This is a genomic window from Nonomuraea sp. NPDC050022, from assembly GCF_044460705.1.
Classification (GTDB): domain Bacteria; phylum Actinomycetota; class Actinomycetes; order Streptosporangiales; family Streptosporangiaceae; genus Nonomuraea.
The window spans coordinates 97194-113906 of sequence record NZ_JBITKE010000008.1; the positions used below are offsets into that span (position 1 = coordinate 97194).

16 protein-coding genes are annotated in these 16713 nt (G+C 69.5%); 6 read left to right on the forward strand and 10 right to left on the reverse strand.

Annotated elements, in window-relative coordinates:
* Both ACIBO2_RS32760 and ACIBO2_RS32765 read left to right on the forward strand, forming a co-directional pair.
* Positions 1-945, forward strand: coding sequence for a carbohydrate ABC transporter permease (locus ACIBO2_RS32760; protein ID WP_397301869.1), 945 nt, complete (start codon positions 1-3; stop codon positions 943-945).
* Between the two features lie 85 nt (positions 946-1030).
* Positions 1031-1753 (forward strand): carbohydrate ABC transporter permease, encoded by a 723-nt coding sequence (locus ACIBO2_RS32765; RefSeq protein WP_397301872.1) that lies wholly within the window; start codon positions 1031-1033, stop codon positions 1751-1753.
* A gap of 40 nt (positions 1754-1793) precedes the next feature.
* Here ACIBO2_RS32765 and ACIBO2_RS32770 read toward each other — a convergent pair whose 3' ends face one another.
* The 9 genes from ACIBO2_RS32770 to ACIBO2_RS32810 are packed head-to-tail and all read right to left on the reverse strand — an operon-like array spanning position 1794 to position 10714.
* Positions 1794-2498: an SDR family oxidoreductase gene (locus ACIBO2_RS32770; protein ID WP_358543680.1), complete on the reverse strand. Its 705-nt coding sequence runs from the start codon at positions 2496-2498 to the stop codon at positions 1794-1796.
* A 1-nt stretch (position 2499) separates the two neighbouring features.
* Complete coding sequence (locus ACIBO2_RS32775) at positions 2500-3732, reverse strand: exo-alpha-sialidase (RefSeq protein WP_358543677.1); 1233 nt, start codon at positions 3730-3732, stop codon at positions 2500-2502.
* Positions 3729-4547, reverse strand: a complete 819-nt coding sequence (locus ACIBO2_RS32780) for an HpcH/HpaI aldolase/citrate lyase family protein (RefSeq protein WP_397301876.1) — start codon at positions 4545-4547, stop codon at positions 3729-3731. Before ACIBO2_RS32780 ends, ACIBO2_RS32775 begins: the two co-directional genes overlap by 4 nt.
* A 60-nt stretch (positions 4548-4607) precedes the next feature.
* Positions 4608-5567 carry an aldo/keto reductase gene (locus ACIBO2_RS32785; RefSeq protein ID WP_358543673.1) on the reverse strand — a complete coding sequence of 320 codons (960 nt, stop codon included), beginning with the start codon at positions 5565-5567 and terminating at the stop codon, positions 4608-4610.
* The gene (locus ACIBO2_RS32790) at positions 5564-6427 is read right to left on the reverse strand and encodes an ABC transporter ATP-binding protein (RefSeq protein WP_358543670.1); all 864 of its coding nucleotides are present in this window, start codon (positions 6425-6427) and stop codon (positions 5564-5566) included. Before ACIBO2_RS32790 ends, ACIBO2_RS32785 begins: the two co-directional genes overlap by 4 nt.
* Positions 6424-7293 (reverse strand): ABC transporter ATP-binding protein, encoded by an 870-nt coding sequence (locus tag ACIBO2_RS32795; RefSeq protein ID WP_358543667.1) that lies wholly within the window; start codon positions 7291-7293, stop codon positions 6424-6426. The genes ACIBO2_RS32790 and ACIBO2_RS32795 overlap by 4 nt, the downstream gene beginning before the upstream one ends.
* Positions 7290-8252, reverse strand: a complete 963-nt coding sequence (locus tag ACIBO2_RS32800; RefSeq protein WP_358543664.1) for an ABC transporter permease — start codon at positions 8250-8252, stop codon at positions 7290-7292. Before ACIBO2_RS32800 ends, ACIBO2_RS32795 begins: the two co-directional genes overlap by 4 nt.
* A complete protein-coding gene (locus ACIBO2_RS32805; RefSeq protein ID WP_358445935.1) occupies positions 8249-9184 on the reverse strand; it encodes an ABC transporter permease in 936 nt (311 codons plus the stop codon). Before ACIBO2_RS32805 ends, ACIBO2_RS32800 begins: the two co-directional genes overlap by 4 nt.
* A 3-nt stretch (positions 9185-9187) precedes the next feature.
* Positions 9188-10714, reverse strand: a complete 1527-nt coding sequence (locus ACIBO2_RS32810; RefSeq protein ID WP_397301883.1) for an ABC transporter substrate-binding protein — start codon at positions 10712-10714, stop codon at positions 9188-9190.
* A 359-nt stretch (positions 10715-11073) separates the two neighbouring features.
* Here ACIBO2_RS32810 and pdxA point away from each other — a divergent pair, with 359 nt between their 5' ends.
* Positions 11074-13416, forward strand: a complete 2343-nt coding sequence (pdxA, locus tag ACIBO2_RS32815) for a 4-hydroxythreonine-4-phosphate dehydrogenase PdxA (RefSeq protein ID WP_397301885.1) — start codon at positions 11074-11076, stop codon at positions 13414-13416.
* A gap of 37 nt (positions 13417-13453) precedes the next feature.
* On the forward strand, positions 13454-14281 hold the full coding sequence (locus ACIBO2_RS32820) for a DeoR/GlpR family DNA-binding transcription regulator (RefSeq protein ID WP_397301888.1): 828 nt from the start codon (positions 13454-13456) through the stop codon (positions 14279-14281).
* Positions 14282-14375: 94 nt separating this feature from the next.
* On the opposite strand, the gene ACIBO2_RS32825 is transcribed toward ACIBO2_RS32820, so the two are convergent.
* On the reverse strand, positions 14376-15071 hold the full coding sequence (locus tag ACIBO2_RS32825) for an MFS transporter (RefSeq protein WP_397301891.1): 696 nt from the start codon (positions 15069-15071) through the stop codon (positions 14376-14378).
* On the opposite strand from ACIBO2_RS32825, the gene ACIBO2_RS32830 reads away from it, so the two are divergent.
* Positions 15051-15269, forward strand: a complete 219-nt coding sequence (locus ACIBO2_RS32830) for a hypothetical protein (RefSeq protein ID WP_358543652.1) — start codon at positions 15051-15053, stop codon at positions 15267-15269. The genes ACIBO2_RS32825 and ACIBO2_RS32830 overlap by 21 nt on opposite strands.
* A gap of 453 nt (positions 15270-15722) precedes the next feature.
* Positions 15723-16712: a WD40 repeat domain-containing protein gene (locus tag ACIBO2_RS32835; RefSeq protein ID WP_397301894.1), complete on the forward strand. Its 990-nt coding sequence runs from the start codon at positions 15723-15725 to the stop codon at positions 16710-16712.
* Position 16713: the final 1 nt, after the last annotated feature.

Below are 16713 nucleotides of genomic sequence, written 5' to 3' on the forward strand. Positions count from 1 at the left end.
ATGGTGACCGTGAAGCAACTCCCGGCGCGCGGCGCGCCCGCCCGGACCGTGCGGCACGCGCAGGCATCCTCCAGCCATCGCCGCAGGCGCCGGTGGCTGGGGCTGGCCTACCTGGCGCCCGCCCTGCTCGTGAACGGGATCGTCGTGCTCGTTCCCGCGGTCCAGGGCGTGTGGCTGTCGTTCTACCACTGGAACGGCATCACCGCGGCGACGTGGGCGGGCCTGGCCAACTACCTCGGCTTCCTCCAGGTCCCGGCGCTGCGGCAGGCGATCGAGCACACCCTGTTCTTCATCGTGTTCTTCTCTGTCCTGCCCATCACGCTCGGCCTGGCCAGCGCCGCGCTCACCGCCCGCAAGGACGTCAGGGGCGCGGCGGTCCACCGCTGGATCATCTTCCTGCCGCAGGTCCTCACCCCGGCGGTCACCGCGGTCATGTGGAAGCGCGTCTACGCCCCCGACGGGCCGATCAACTCGGTGCTGCGCGCCTTCGGCCTCGACTCCCTGGCCCACGGCTGGCTGGGCGACTACGACTGGGCGCTGCCCGCGATCGGCCTGGCCGGCACGGGGGCGGCCTTCGGCCTGTGCATGGTGCTGTTCATCGCCGGCACGCAGGCCATCCCGTCGGAGCTGTACGACGCGGCGCGGGTGGACGGCGCGGGCCCCCTGCGCGAGTTCCGCACGGTGACCCTCCCCGGGTTGCGCGGGCAGCTCGCGATCGCCGTGACCCTCACGGTGCTGGGCGCGATCCGGGTGTTCGACATCGTGTGGCTCACCACCCGCGGCGGCCCCGGCACCTCGACCATCACCCCCACCATCGTCATGTACCAGCGCGCCTTCGCCAATCCCGACGTCGGGGCGGCCTCCGCCATCGGTGTCGTCCTGGCGCTCGTCTCCCTGCTCATCGGGCTCGTCGTGGTACGGCTCTCCGAGGACGGAACCCGATGATCTCCACCCGGGAAAAGCTCTTCAACTACGCGTTCCTGACGCTCCTCGCCGCCAGCGTGCTGTTCCCGATCGGTACATCCTCGGCGTGGCCCTCAGCCCCAGCACCAGCGGCACGCTCGACCTCGCCCATCCGCAGTGGTCCAACTTCGCCGCCGCGTGGCAGCAGGCCGGTTTCGCGCACTACCTGCGCTCCAGTGTGATCATCACCGCGACCGTCGTGCTGGTCTCCACCGTGCTGGCGGTGATGAGCGGGTACGCGTTCGGCGTGCTCGGTGTGGTCGGGGAGAAGGCCATCTTCCCGCTCATGCTCCTCGGCATCATGATCCCGATGGAGTCGATCATCGTGCCGCTGTACTACGACTTCCTGTCCTTCGGCCTCACCGACGGCTACCAGGGCATCATCCTCGCGCATGTCGGCATGGGCGTGAGCTTCGGCGCGTTCTGGATGCGCGCGGCGTTCCGCACGGTGCCGGCCGGCATCGCCGAGTCCGCCGAACTCGACGGTGCCGGCTCCTGGACGTGCCTGTGGCGGATCTACCTGCCGATCTCCCGGCCGGCCATCCTGACGTTCGTGGTGCTCAGCTTCATGTGGACCTGGAACAACTACTTCCTGTCCCTGATCCTCGTGGCCGACTCCGGCAACCAGCCGCTGACGCTGGGGCTCGGCGCGTTCTCGGGCCGCTACCTCGTGCAGGTCAACCTGCTGGCCGCCGCGGCGGTACTCATGTCGCTGCCCATCGTCTGCCTTTACCTGTTCTTCCAGCGGCAGTTCATCCGCGGCATGCTCTCGGGCGCTGTCAAGGGCTGAGCCCGCGCGACCGGAGCGCGCCACCGGCGGGGCCGAAGGTTCACAATGACGCCCCGCCGCACATCACCAGGTGCTGGCCGGTGACCGCCCCTCCTTCCGGGCCGAGCAGGAAAGCCGTCAGCCCCGCCACCTCCTCGGGCCGGATGAAGCGGCCCAGCGGCGGAACCCGTGGTGGGGTGGCGGCACGTCCGGGGTCTCGCAGCATGGGCGTGTCGGTCGGCCCGGGCGCGACCACGTTGACGGTGATGCCACGCGGAGCCAGCTCCATGGCCCACGAACGGGACAAGCCCGCGAGCGCGGCCTTGGTCGCCGCGTACTGGCTCTTGCCCGCCGCGCCCGCCATCGTGCGGCTTCCGATCAGCACGACGCGACCACCGGGGCGGATCGCGCCGACGAGGGCGTTCACCAGGACGGTCGCCGCCTCGACGTGGACCCGCCACATGAGGGCGCCGTCCTGTGCCGACAGACCGCCGAGCGGCGCGGAGCGCTGCAGACCGGCCGCGTGGACGACGGCGTCGACGGCGCCCACCGAGGCCGATGCGTCGGCCAGCTGGTCGAGGTCGGTCAGATCGGCCTGGATCCACGAGTAGGCCGGCGTGTCCCGCTCGCACTCCGGAGGGCGGGTGCGGCTCATCCCGGTGACTCTCCACCCCTCGGAGAGCAGGCGCGCGGCGATGGCCTGGCCGATGCCGGAGCTGGCCCCGGTCACCACCGCGTGCTGTGGCTCGTCCGCTTGCGTCGGCACCTCAGAGCCCATCGCTTTGGGCGGCCCATTCGGGTCGTACCCGGACGTACTTGATGACGCGGCGGTGGTAGGTGAAGACGATGTGCAGGTCACCGTCGGCGGTTTCCTGGATGGAGGGGTAGGAGAACTCCCGGTTGAGTCCGTCCCGAGAGTTGTTGGTCAGGCAGTAGCCGTCGCCGACTTCGAGATCGCGGCGGATCGGCCACGTGCGACCCCCGTCCGCGGACAGTGCGAGGGTCATGGGCGCACGCGGAGCGCCCCAGAACGCGGTCCGCTCATCACCCTCTACGGCTGCTGCGGGCTCTTCGCCCGTCGGACTCGCCGGGGTGGCGGCGAGCCCGTCGTCGTCGATCTCGTCGTACAGGGACGCCCGGCGCTCGACGGCGTCGGCCGCGCTGCTGGCGTTGAACACCAGTGCCAGCCGGTCGTCGCTCAGGGTGACGTACTGGATGGAGGAGTTGTTGTTGGGCAGTTCGGTGGCGGCGGGAGCGCTCCAGGTCTCGCCCTCGTCCGCCGACCGGCTCGCGTAGACCGCATCCGCCCAGCGGCTGCGGAACAGCGCGAGCAGCGTGCCGTCGGCCAGCAGGTGGACGTTCATGTGGACGCAGCCGGTGCTCTCGGGGACGGGCTGTTCGCGCCAGGTCCGCCCCTCGTCGTCGGAGATCATGAGAGAGCTGGTGTCACGGTCGCCGACCCAGCGCTTGCCCGGTGTGGTGACGCAGTTGAAGACGGGCAGCAGCCATCGGCCGGACGGCAGCACGAGCACGGGCTGCCGGACGAAGACGCCACCGCGGCTCGTGGCGGGGAAAAGGGTACGTACGGGTCCCCAGGTGTGACCGTCGTCCCGCGAGATGCGGCAGCGGACCTCGGCGGTGTCCTGGTTGCCGGCGCGCTGGGCCGTGTACAGCAGCCACAGCTCGTCGGCGGGAGTGGGGAACAGGACGGGGTTCTGCTCGGAACGCGTCAGATCGTCGGACAGCCGCGCCGGCGTGGACCAGGCCTCCGCCCCCTTCTCCAGCCGGGAGAACCAGATGGAGATGTCGGCGACGCCTTCCTGCGTGCCGCCGAACCACACGCAGCCGAGATCGCCGTTGCCCAGCGCCATGATGTTGGCCGCGTGGTTCTGCACGGCGGGCGCGATCAGGTACGCCTCGTGGCGGTCCGGATCGGCGTCGTGTACGCGGATCACGCCGTCCATGGGCAGGTCGGCGACGGCGGGCTGGGGCTCGCTCACGATTCTCCTTGAGAGGACTGGTCTCCGCGGTGAGGCTGCTCCCCGCGGGAAGACTGGGCTCGGGCGTCGGTCAGGTGGGATTTCGCCACCAATTCGAGGTGGACGAGGTCTGACGCGATGGACGCGAAGGTGTATCCCTCGGCCAGGCGCTTGGCGGCGATGGCGCCGTCGGGCGTGTGTATCCCGGCCGCGATACCGGCGGACTTGGCGGCTTCGCGCACCGTGACCAGCGCGTCCTCGAACCGGGCGGCGATCACGGGGTCGCCGGGAAAGGCGGCGCCCAGGGCCAGCGCCAGATCGGATGGGCCGACGTAGACGCCGTCCAGGCCGGGGGTGGCGCAGATCGCGTCGATGTTGGCCAAGCCCTGCGCCGTCTCGATCATGGCCAGGACCAACACGGTGGCGTCGCTGTCGGCGGGGCGCGGTCCGATGCGCAGCGCCGAGCGCATCGGCCCGTACGAGCGGCGCCCCTTCGGCGGATAGCGGGTCGCGGAGACGGCCGCGGCGGCGTCGTCGGCGGTGTCGATGAGCGGCACGATGACGCCCGCGGCGCCCGCGTCGAGGGCTCGGCCGATGCGGGCGGCATCGTTCGCCTCGACCCTGACCAGGCCCGCGGACACGCCGCCCGCGTCGATCGCCGTCAGGCTGTTCAGCAGACCCGAGTAGCCCAGCAGTCCGTGCTGGGCGTCCAGGCACACGTAGTCGTAGCCGAGGCGCGCGATGCGCTCAGTGGACACCGGCGAATCGAGGACGGACCAGTAGCCCAGTGCGGGTTGCCTGGCCCGGATCCTGGCGGTGAAGTCGGTGATGCTCACTGCTGGCGTTCTCCTCGGTGGTCATCTCTCAAAGGGATCGGCTCTCAAAGGGGTCGGCTCTCATCGGTTGTAAGCGGGCATGGGACCGCGCAGTGCCGCGCCCACACGGTCACAAGCTGCCACGACGTCCTCGGGAAGCGGTCCGGCCGAGGCGGTCGCGATGTTCGCGCGCAGGTGCTCGGCCTTGGAGCCGCCGAGTAGGACGGCCCCCACGCCGTCGCGATGCAGCAGCCACCGCAGGGACAAGTCGATGAGGGACAGGCCCGCCTGCGCGGCGATCTCGCCGAGGGTGGTGACGGCCTCGAACAGCGCACCGTTCCAGTAGCGCTGCCGGTACATGGGCGCCAGCTTGGAGTCGCCGAAGCGGCCGGCGGCGGGGTCCTGCTCGAAGGTGTGCCGCCCGGTGAGCAGGCCCCCGCCGAGCGGGTTGTAGACCATGGTGGTCAGGCCGGTGCTCCGCGCGAACTCCAGGTATTCCTCCTCTACCCTGCGGGCCAGGAGGTTGTACAGCTGCTGGGCGACGACCGGCCGCGGCGCGCCGACGGCGTCGGCGGTGTGGTTGATCTCCGCGATCTGCCAGGCCGCGTAGTTGGAGACGCCGAGCGCGCCGATCTTGCCCTCGGCGACGAACTCGGCGACGACGCCGAGCGTCTCGGCCAGCGGCGTACGGCGGTCGGGCTGATGCAGGTAGAACAGGTCGACGTGGTCGACGTTCAGGCGGCGCAGGCTGCCTTCGAGACTCGCGCGCAACCCTGGGGCGGACAACGGAGCGTGATCGCCCGCGTCCGGATGGGGCATGCCGGCCTTGGTGGCGAGGACGATCCGGTCGCGCCGGGTGGCCAGCAGCGGCCCGAGAATGGATTCGGTCGCGCCACCCGCGTAGGCGTTCGCGGTGTCCACACCGGTGATGCCGGACTCGAGCGCCAGGTCCAGCATGCGCTCGGCCTCTTTCGCGTCGGCCGTGTCACCGAACGTCATGGTCCCCAAGACCAACTGGGACAGCCGGACGGGTGATGTCATTGGTCGGTTCCTCGCTGAACGGGTGGTGCGGGCAGCCGCGTGGTGGCCGGGGCTCGCACCAGCTCGCGCGGCTTACGTCCCTGGATCGCGGTCGGATCCAGCGCGGCCCTGCGCAGGGCACGGGTGTAGGGGTCGGCCGGTGCGGCCAGCACCTTGCGGGTCGGGCCGGACTCGACCAGCCGCCCCTTGCTCATGACGATGATCTCCTCGCTGATCTCCCTGACCACACCGAGGTTGTGGGAGATCACGACATAGGTGAGGCCGGTCTCGGCCTGGATCTTCATCAGCAGGGCGAGGACCTGCGCCTGCACGGACACGTCGAGCGCGCTCGTCGCCTCGTCGCAGACCAGCAGGTCGGGCTTGGAGGCGAGGGCTCTGGCGATGCCGATGCGCTGGCGCTGGCCACCGGAGAACTCCGGCGGGCGCCGCTCCAGGGCCGTGGCCGGCAGGCCGACCTGGTCGATGAGCGAGGCCGCCTCCTTGGCCCGCGCGCGTTTGTCGCGCATTCCGCGCACGCGCAGCGGTTCGGCGACGATCTCCTGCGCGGACAGGTGCGGGTCGAGCGATCCGTACGGGTCCTGGAAGATCATCTGCACCCGGTTGCGCATGGGGCGCAGCTGTTTCTCGCTCAGCCGGGCGATATCGGTGCCACCCACCACGATGCGTCCCGCGGTGGGCTTGACCAGCCGGACGATCGACCGGGCGATCGTGGACTTGCCGCAGCCCGACTCCCCCACGATGGCCAGGGTGCCGCCCCGCCGGACGCTGAAGCTGACGTCGTCGACCGCGCGGAACACGCCATGGGCGACGGGGTAATCCACAACCAGGCCGTCGACCTCGAGCAACGTGTCATCGGTCATCGGGACTCTCCCAGCGCTATGGGCGCGTCCGGAGACTCGCCGTCCTCGTCCCAAGGGCCGAGCCGTGGGACCGCCGCCAGCAACTTCCTGGTGTACGGGTCGCGGGGCGCGTTGACGATCTGCTCGGCCTCACCCGACTCGACGAATCGGCCGTCCTTCATGACATGGATGCGGTCCGAGACGAGCCGGGCCACGCCGATGTCATGCGTGATCATGAGGATGCCGATACCGGTGTTCTCCTGCACTTCGAGCAGCAGGCCGAGGATCCCGGCCTGGACGGTGACGTCCAGGGCGGAGGTGGGTTCGTCGGCGACGAGCAGAACGGGCGATCCGGCGAGCGCGATCGCGATGAGCACGCGCTGCAGCATGCCGCCCGACAGCTGATGCGGATACTTGCCCAGCTGGGACGCGGGGTCCGGGATGTGCATCCGGGCCAGCAGCTCGACGGAGCGGGAGACGGTTTCCGTCCTGGTCAGGCCGCGGTGCCGCAGCCGTACGGCCTCGCGCAGCTGCTGCCCGATGGTGTGGACGGGGCTGAGTGCCGTCATCGGATCCTGCGGGATGAGTGAGACGGTACGCCCGCGCACGTCGCGCACCGCGCGCGGGTCGGCGATGACGTCGACCCCCTGGAAGCGGGCCGTGCCGGAGAGGACCGCCAGCTCCGGGGGGAGCAGCCGCAGGATGCCCATGGCCGTGGTGGACTTGCCGGATCCCGACTCGCCGATGATCGTCACGGTTTCGCCCTGGCGGATGAGGAAGCTGACGCCGTCGACGGCGCGGACGATGCCGGCCTCGGTCATCAGCTCGATCTGCAGCTCCTCGACCTCCAGCAGGGGGCGGTCGGCCTCGTCGAACTCGGCCGTCATGCCCGGCTCACCTTCCCTTCCGTCTGCGGGCCCTTGCGCCGGCGAGCGCGGTCCCGCAGGCCGTCTCCGAGCAGGTTGACACCGACGACGAGCAGCACGATGACCAGTCCGGGCAGCGTGACCAGCCACCACGACGTCGTGATGTAGTCCTGGCCGTCGGCGATGATGCGGCCCCACGTGGCGAACGGGCGCTGCGGGCCGGCGCCCAGATAGCTCAGCGCGCTCTCCAGCAGCACGGCCTGGGCCAGCAGCAGCAGGATCACCAGCGAGGCCTGCTTGACCACGTTGGGCAGCACGTGCCGGAGCAGGGTGGTGATGCGATGCAGGCCGAGCACCCGGGCCGCGGCCACGTACGGTTTCTCCCGCTCGACGAGCACCAGGGAACGCGTCAGGCGGGCCACCTCCGGCCACTGCGCGAAGGCGATCACGAAGGTGATGACCGGAATGGACGGGCCGAAGAGCGCGACGACGAGCAGCAGCATCAGCAGCAGAGGCAGCGACAGCTGCGCTTCCAGCAGGCGCGAGACCACGGTGTCGACCCAGCCGCCGAAGAATCCGGCCGCCGCGCCGGCGATGAGGCCGATGACGCCGGACACGACGATGGCCAGCACACCGACGGTGAGCGAGACCTGGCCGCCGTGCAGGACCCGGGAGAGCAGGTCCCTGCCGAGCTGGTCGGTCCCGAACAGGTGCCCGTCGGTCAGGGGTGGCAGGCGACGCAGGCTGAGGCTCTGCGCGTCCGGTCCGGGGATCGGCAGGAGGCCGGCCAGGACGACGGGCAGGACGACAAGGGCCACGGCCACCGAGCCGACCCATATCTTCAGCCGCGCGCTCTTGCGGCGGCGGGCCGCCGCGGATCGGGCGAGATCCTTGGCGGTCACCGCGCTGGGCCGCGCGGGCGGCGCCGCGGTGTCCCGGCTGCCGGAGCCGTCGGCGGGGCCGACTGTCGTGGCGGTCATGAGGCCACCGCCTTCCCGAGTCGTACCCGCGGGTCGAGCAGCGGGTAGGTGAGGTCGATGAGGAGCTGGACGAGCACCGTCAGGATGGCCGTGACCAGGACGGTCGCCTGGATCAGCGGGTAGTCCCTGGTCTCCAGCGCGCGCACGACGAGCGATCCGACACCTGGCCAGGCGAAGACGACCTCGACCACCACCACGCCGTTGAGCATGGCGGCGAAGCGGGTGCCGAGCGCGGTCACCAGCGGAACGGCCGAGTTGCCCAAGGCGTAGCGCCAGGTCAGGCCGCGTTCGGAGATGCCGCGGGCGCGGGCGATCGTCAGATAGGGGGCGGCGAACCCGGCTCCCATCTCCCGGCGCACCAGGCGGGAGATCAGCGCGATCTGCAGGATGCCGACGGTCACGGTGGGCAGGACGAGGCCGGCCCAGCTGGTGAAACCGGATGCCGGGAGCACGGGGACGAGCACCGCGAAGATGGTCAGCAGCATGATGCCGCTCCAGAACTCCGGCATGGACTGCCCGGCGATCATGGCGACGTTGGCCCCCAGCTCACGGGCGGTGTCGGCGTGCCTGGCCATCCAGACACCGGCCGGGATGGCCACGACCGCGGCGAAAAGGATGGCGGACACGGCGAGCATGATGGTGTACGGCATCCGGCTGAGGACGACATCCAGGGCGGGGGCCTGGAAGGAGAAGGACGTACCCAGGTTGCCGTGGAACAGGTCCTGGACGAAGATCCCGTACTGCTGTATGAGCGGTTTGTCCAGGCCGAACTGGGCGCGGATGCGGTCGAGCTCAGCCGTGGTGGCCAGCGGGCTGGCGTAGGCGGCCGCCGGATCCCCTGGTGCCAGCCGTACGAGGACGAACACCGTGGAGACGGTCAGGAAGATCGCCAGGATGCTCTGCCCGACACGCTGCGCAACATAGCGGACCACGATTCATCCATTCAGTCGCACGGATGCGAGTTCGTAGGAGTTGGTGGGACTGAGCAGCACGTTCTCCACGCGCTTGCGCCGGGCGATGACGGTCTTGGGGACGAAGGCCCACATGCAGGGCCAGGTGTTCCAGATCTCCTTCTGGGCGGTGGCGAGGATGCTCTCCCGGGCGGCCTTGTGGGTTTCCTGCGAGGCCTTCTCCAGCAAAGCGGCGATCTTGGGGAACACGTAGCCCTGGTAGGTGTCCCGGGTGGCCTCCTTCTCCTTCGTGCCGGCGAACATGCCCTGCAGCGGCGTCAGCGCCAGCCCGGTCGGGCCGGGGTAGCCGTTGCCGAGGACGTCCCAGTCGCCGCCCCGTCCCTGCCGCCACTTGGAGATGTCGCCGCCCGGCTGGAACTGCTGGAGTTCGGCCTGCACGCCGACCGCCTTGAGCATCTCCACCACCGCCTCCATGACGCTCGTGTCGTTGGCGAACTCGCCCGTCTCCCAGATGATCTTGATCTTGAGATCCTTCACTCCGGCGGCCTCGAGCATCTGCTTGGCCTTCTGCGGGTCGTAGACGTATTCGCCCGTCTGGACCGCGCCGGTCAGGGTGTCGGCCACCACGCCCCGAGCGGGGGAGACCGAATCGGCGAAGACGTCCTTGATCAGGGACGGGCCGTTGATGGCGTAGCTCAGCGCCTCACGTACGCGCGGGTCGGCCAGCGGGTGCCCGGCGGGCTTGCGGAAGTTGTAGAAGAGCTGAGTGATCCGCGTGCTCGGCACCTGCTGCACCTCCACGTCACCCAGCCCCGACAGCTGGCTGATCGCATCGGGGGAGATCGCGTCGATCACGTCGACCTCGCCGCTGCGCAGCGCGACGACGCGGTTCGCCTCCTCCGGCAGGAACCTGACCTGTACGGTCTTGATCGCGGGCGCGGGGCCCCAGTACTTGTCGTTGACCTGCAGCGTGTACTCGCCGGTGCCCCGGTTCGCGGCGGTGACGACGTAGGGGCCCGATCCCACACCGCCCTGGAGTTCCTCCGGTTTGTTGGCGGCGGCGGGGGTGATGAGGATGTTCGCCATCAGGTAGTCGAGCGTCGGCACCGGATGCTTGGTGACGAGCTTGAAGGTGGCGGCGTCGACGGGGGTGACCGTCGGCCACTCGGGGAAGAGGCCGGCCAGGAAGGATCCGGGGACCTTCTGGTACATCTCCAGCGCGGTTGCGACGTCTTCGACCGTGACCGGGCTGCCGTCGGAGTAGCGGACGCCGTCGCGCAGCTTGACCGTCCACTCGTTGGGAGCCGTCAGCTCGAACCGCTCGGCCAGGACGTGCTGCACGGTGAGCTTCGGGTCGATGAAGGTCAGCGCCTGACGGACGCCGCGCTGGACGGTGACGGCGGCGTCGAACTGGTTGAGCTTGTTGTCCAGCGACACGAGCGAGCGGTTGAGCGCCAGGGTGATGCCGGAGCCGCCGGCGGGCCCGCCGCTGGAGCCCACGCCCGGCGCACTCCCCGGTCCCGCGCAGGCGGCGAGGGGACTCAGGGTCATGGCCGCACCCGTGAGAGCGCCGAGACGGAGAAGACTGCGACGGGAGAACTGGGGGCCGCTTCCGGGATGAGTCACTGGGCTTCTCGCTTTCTGAACCGTCCGCAGTGGTACGCCGCTCAGCAGCGGCCGTCTGCCAGGACCGGATGTTTCCCACGTCACAACGACGTTGCTGCACCATTACACGACTGCGCATTTCGCGCAAGGGGCCTAGCGCATTTTGTGCAAGCTGTGACATCATCCAGTCAAGACGAAGGATATGTCGACGCGTCCGCCTCACTCGGAAGCGGATCGCGCATATGGGTTCGCGAACGCCGCGAGAGTCCTTCTGACCTGCAAAGATCAATCACACCGGGGGTTCCTTGAGGCCCAATCCCAGCACGGCCGCGCACGGTGTCCTCATCGTGGCCGACGACCTGTCGGGGGCAGCCGAGTCCGCAGCACGAGTCATGATGCGCGGAACACGCACGAGGATTCTTCTCACCCATGACACCGTGCGCGGCGAGCGCGAACTCGCCGACATCCTGGTCGTCGACACCGACTCCCGGCACCGGCAGCCCGCCGAAGCCGCCGCGGCGGTGCGTTCCACGGTCGCCCTGGCCTCAGCCGGGCGGCCGCGGCTGATCTTCAAGAAGATCGACTCTCTCCTGCGCGGCAACGTCGCGGCGGAGGTGGCCGCGCTCGCGACGCCCGGCGCCGCCGTCGTCGTCGCCCCCGCCCTGCCCGGCCTGGATCGGGTGATACGCGGCGGCGTGCTGTACGTGGCCGGTGCCGCCCTCCACCAGGCGAATGCCTGGGCGGTGGACGGCGTCCCGGCTCCGACATCGGTGGAGTCGGCTCTGGCGCCGCTCCCAGCCCGCGTGCTGGACCTCGCGACCGTGCGATCCGATCGCCTTTCCGAGGCGATCGCCTCCTGCGCGCGGGATGCGCATATCGCGCTGTGCGACGCGGAGACGGATCAGGACCTGGACGCCATCTTGCGTGCCGCGCTGACCGTGCCGTCGGTACGGCTGGTCGGATCCGGCGGGCTCGCCGACGCGCTCGGGCGTCACCTGCGGAGTCTCGGCCCGGCTGCCGGGGAGCATCCGCCTGTTCCAGGGCACGGTGGCGTGGGCTGCCCGGCGGCGCTCGTCGTGGTGGGCAGTGCCGAGCCGGTCGCGGCCGAACAGGTGCGCCGGCTGACCGAGGCCGGAGCCGTGCCCGTGGCCCTGCCTCTGGCGGCCCTCCTCGGCACACCCGACGGCCGCGAACCCCTCCCCCACATCCCCCTCGGCGACCGAGCGGTCGTGGCCTACCTCGACTCCGCCGGCGTCGTCCTCCCGGCCGCCTCCCGTGACATCGCGAGTCGGCTGGCCGAGGCCGTCGCGGACGCGGTGCGCGCGTACGAGAGGCCGGTGGACCTCGTCCTGACCGGCGGCGAGACCGCCCGGCGCGTCCTTGATGCCCTCCAGGTGCGGGAACTGACCCCGGTCGGGCAGGTGCACCCTGGAGCCGTCCACTCCCGGACGGCCGACGGCCGTTCAGTGGTCACCCGCCCGGGCAGCTTCGGGGAAGCCGACTCGCTCGTCGAGATCGTCAGGGCCCTGGCCCCGCACTCCCTCGAATCTCTTCACCCCACCCTCTCCCAACGCGAAATCTCTCAGAACCAAGTGAAAGGTCCCGAAGTGAGCATCAGCACTGCCGGCGTCAGCCGACAGCCTCGCACCGCGGCCACTCCGATCATCGCCGTCACCATGGGTGACGGTGCCGGTGTGGGTCCGGAAGTCATCGTCGGCGCCCTCCAAGACCCCGGCACCGCCGCACTCTGCCGTCCGATCGTCATCGGCGATGCCGTACGGCTGCGCCAGGCGGCCGACATCCTCGGGATCGACACCGAGATCGTCGCGATCGACACAGTGGCCGACGCCGTGTTCCAGCCGGGCCGCCTCAACGTCATCGACCTGGGGCTCCTGCCGGCGGACCTGCCCTGGGGGAAGATCTCCCCCGTGGCGGGGGCGGCCGCGTACCACTATGTCCGCGTGGCCAGCGAGCTGGCGATGGCCGGGGAGGTGCAGGCGATCTGCACGGCGCCGCTGAACAAGGAGGCCCTGCACGCGGGCGGCTACATCTTCCCGGGCCACACCGAACTCCTCGCGCACCTGACCGAGACCGGCGAGGTGTCCATGATGCTGTCCTCGCCGAAGATCCGGGTCATCCACGTCACCACGCACATCGGACTGATCGACGCCATCGCGAAGATCGAACCCGGCCTGGTGGAGCGGACCGTCCGCCGGGGTCACGAGGCGCTCCAGCGGGCCGGGATCGAGAACCCGCGCATCGGAGTGTGCGGCATCAACCCGCACGCCGGCGAGAACGGCCTGTTCGGCTACGGCGAGGAGGCCGAGAAGATCGTTCCCGCCATCGAAGTCCTGAAGGCCGACGGCATCGACGTGCAGGGGCCGCTACCCGCCGACACGGCGTTCTTCGTCGCGGGACGCGGTGACTACGACCTCATCGTGGCGATGTACCACGACCAGGGACACGGGCCGGTGAAGATCCTGGGCATCGAGGCCGGAGTGAACATCACCGTGGGCCTGCCCGTGATCCGCACGTCCGTGGATCACGGAACCGCCTTCGACATCGCGGGGAAGGGCATCGCTGAGGTCGGTAGCATGATCGAGGCGCTGCGGCAAGCCGCCCAGATGTCTCCCAGTCCGGCGAGCTGACTCGGGACCGTTGAACGCAAGCCGAGAAGGAGGAGCGTTGTCCAGGAACTCTGACCGTCGGCGCGCCGAGATCGTGCGCCTGGCCACGACCAGTGGTCTGGCCAGTGTCGAAGAACTGTCCTCGACGTTCGCTGTGACGCCCTCCACCATTCGCCGTGACCTGGCCCGGCTGACCACGCAAGGCCTGCTGACCCGGACCTTCGGCGGCGCGATGGCCGTCGTCGCCCACCCCGAGGACTCGGTGCGCCAGCGCGTCGGCGAGGCCTTCGAGGCCAAACACGGAATCGCCCGATGGGCGGCTCAGCAGATCGGAGCCGGCGAATCCGTGCTGCTCGACGCCGGCTCGACCGTCGCGGCGCTCGCCCACGAGCTGCGCTCCAGCACCCAGCTCTTCATCGCCACCACGAGCTTGACCGTGCTCAAGGAGCTCGGCGACGTCGAGAGCCTCCATGTGGAGTGCCTCGGCGGCCGGCTGCGCCATCTCAGCCAGGGGTTCGTGGGCCCCACCACCGAGGCGTCTCTGGAACGGATGTCGTTCGACCGCGTCTTCCTCGGGGCCGACGGAGTCACCGCCGACCGAGGGATCTGCGAGGCCGACCTCCAGCAGACCCGGCTCAAGGAGCTCATGGCCCGCAACTCCCGCAAGACCTACGTACTGGCGCACGCGGCCAAGCTCGGGCGCGGTCCGTTCCATGCCTGGGTGCGGCTCCCCCGGCCCTGGACGCTGGTGACCGACGACACGGCCTCGGAAGACGCGCTGGCCCCGTTCTCGAGAGAGGGTGTCGAGGTGGTCGTGGTCGACGTCGAGGGCCAGGTCAGCAAGCCGAAGCCGGCCGCGGATCAGCCGAGCGCCCCGCAAGGGTGAGGGCAGCGCGGCCGATCATGCCGCCCTGAGCCGGGCAACCGGTCACAATCTTTGGTGGCACGGCCGATCATGCCGCGCTGACTTGGGCAACCGGTCACAATTTTTGGTGGCGCGTGGCCTCATCGGCAGGTTCCGTCTGGCTTGTGCGATTTACGGCGTGGGCGGTGAGGGCGCCGATCGCGCAGATGATCGCGATGCCGAACAGCACGTACTGTGCCGAGTCGAGCATCGAGGCGCCGCCCAGGTTGACCAGGACGCCGCCCACCGCCGTACCGAACGCGATCGACAGGCTCGTCACGGTGGCGATCGCCGCCGCCGCCCGGCCGCCTTCCTCCGGATCGCGAGTGCTGGACATCGCGGCCACCGACAGATGCGGATAGGCCAGGCCGATGCCCGCACCGGCGGCGAGCAGCACCGGCATCCAGACGAGCACCAGCCAGCTCGGCGTGTCCGCACGCTGCAGCAGCCCCTGAAGGAGGAGGCCGGCGGCGAGCAGCACCGGGCCGAGCACACGCAACCGGTGTACCGCCCGGCGTCCTGTCACCGACGAACCGCCGATCTGGGTGAGCGACCAGCCGAGCGAGATCGCCGCGGCGAAGAACCCCGCGACGAGGGGTGGCAGCCCGGCCAGCCGCTGGCCGAACAGCGGCAGGAACGGCTCGACGGCGACGCCGAAGGCCAGCAGCCCCAGCGTCAGGTAGACCCACTTCAATGACGAACCCCTCTGGTATGTCGTACGCGGGAAGACCCGCAGCTCGCTGCGCCGCTCATGGACGACGAACCCGGCCATCAGCAGCAGCGCCAGCGTGATACCGGCTCACGCGCCCACCTCCACGACGAATGTGTGGATGGCGGGCTCGACGCCGCCGAGCTGTTCGTGATCGTCAGGACTCATGCCTTCAAGGCTGTTGTTGAACTGTTCCCGAAGGCTTTCCCCGCCTGTCGTCGACAGTGCTGGGCGGATGGGGGTGTGACTTGGATCGCTTGAGGTCGTGATTCTTGGATCGGTATTTGTCGTGGTCGGCTTGGCTGCGGTGGTTGGTGAGCCGAAGCATGCTGCTTGTCACTGAGGCGGACTTGTTGTCACCAAGGTCCTCGATTGGTGACGCGGCTGGTGTCTGGTTGTGGCCGTGAGAAGCAGCAACGTTTGTTCGCTGGTCTGAGCGACGGCTGCGTGGTCGTCGGGGGCGGTGATGTCGATGAGATATAGCGACAGTGTCATGGGGCATGCATAGGTAAAGCGCGGGCGTGGTATTGATCTGCCTCCTGCCACCGAACTTGAGGCATCGCCATCGAAGCCGAGGCACCTGTAGGCGTGTGTCAACAAGACGGAGGCATCTGTCGATCTTGACCGCTATGGTTGGCGGCACTTGATCGCCAAATCGCTTCGAGGTCCGGGTCGCAGCGGTCGGCGTGCTGTCACCGACCCTGGAGCAAGCCGTTGATCGAAGTTCTGACACCGATTCGCAAGATAAGGATCAAGCAGGCGTACATCCCCGAGGCTCGAACGGTCCTCCCTGACGGGGACACCTGTGTGGTCGTCGACGCCTACGGCCAGTTGTTCACCGTCTCGCTGTCCACCAGCGAAGTGGTCCGAGTGGAGTCGGGCTCGCTGGGGGTCTCCGCGCTTTCGGTGACCCCAGATGGCCGGCTGATGGCCACGAGCATGCACGCCTTCGGCGAGTACGGCATCCGGATCTGGGACGTGGCGAGCTGGACGGTAACCACGGAGTTGCCCGGGCACAGCCACCCGATCCTGGCGGTGTCGGCGGTGGGTCGAATCGTGGTCACGGCGGCCCGGGACGGTACGCGGATCTGGGATTTGCGCCAGGGATCCTGCAGATTCACGCTGCCGGGCACAGAAGAGGTGATGTGGGTCGCGGTAACCCACGACGAGCGCCATGTGATCACGATGAGCTGGGATCGTTCGATCGTGCTCTGGGGCCTGCGGGCAGGCGTACCGATCCGGACGCTGCGGGAGGCCGACGCCCGATTTCCAGCCTTGAGTTCGCCCGCGAGTGACAACGGGGTCTGGATCCGGACCGTCCTGGCGGACTCGGTACGCGGTCGCGTGCTGGCGGCCGACGGTCAACTGTGCGTGGGCGGCCTCGACGGCCGGGGTCCCCTGGCGAACTGGGAGACGATACCTCGACACGACAGGGTGCACATGATCCCAGGAAAGGACATGGTGCACACCTGCGTGGCGGCGCTGAATCCGGCGGACGGGACCGTGGCCGTCGACTACGGCGGACGCGTATACCTCCTGGACCCAGGCGGGCAACCACTCGCAGTGATGGGACCGGAACCGGGGCCGGGGTGGATACCAGTGAGCACCATGACCTTCACCCCGGACGGCCGGCTGGTGTACTCCTTCCCCGGCGCCTTCGCGGCCGTGGAGGTGTGGCCGGCGCTCTCAGAGCTCACCGAATGAG

Coding starts and splice junctions, on each gene's coding strand:
- ACIBO2_RS32760 (WP_397301869.1), top strand. CDS start 1: ATGGTGACCGTGAAGCAACTCCCGGCGCGCGGCGCGCCCGCCCGGACC.
- ACIBO2_RS32785 (WP_358543673.1), bottom strand. CDS start 5,567: ATGACATCACCCGTCCGGCTGTCCCAGTTGGTCTTGGGGACCATGACG.
- ACIBO2_RS32790 (WP_358543670.1), bottom strand. CDS start 6,427: ATGACCGATGACACGTTGCTCGAGGTCGACGGCCTGGTTGTGGATTAC.
- ACIBO2_RS32795 (WP_358543667.1), bottom strand. CDS start 7,293: ATGACGGCCGAGTTCGACGAGGCCGACCGCCCCCTGCTGGAGGTCGAG.
- ACIBO2_RS32800 (WP_358543664.1), bottom strand. CDS start 8,252: ATGACCGCCACGACAGTCGGCCCCGCCGACGGCTCCGGCAGCCGGGAC.
- ACIBO2_RS32810 (WP_397301883.1), bottom strand. CDS start 10,714: ATGACCCTGAGTCCCCTCGCCGCCTGCGCGGGACCGGGGAGTGCGCCG.
- ACIBO2_RS32830 (WP_358543652.1), top strand. CDS start 15,051: ATGGACGACGAACCCGGCCATCAGCAGCAGCGCCAGCGTGATACCGGC.
- ACIBO2_RS32825 (WP_397301891.1), bottom strand. CDS start 15,071: ATGGCCGGGTTCGTCGTCCATGAGCGGCGCAGCGAGCTGCGGGTCTTC.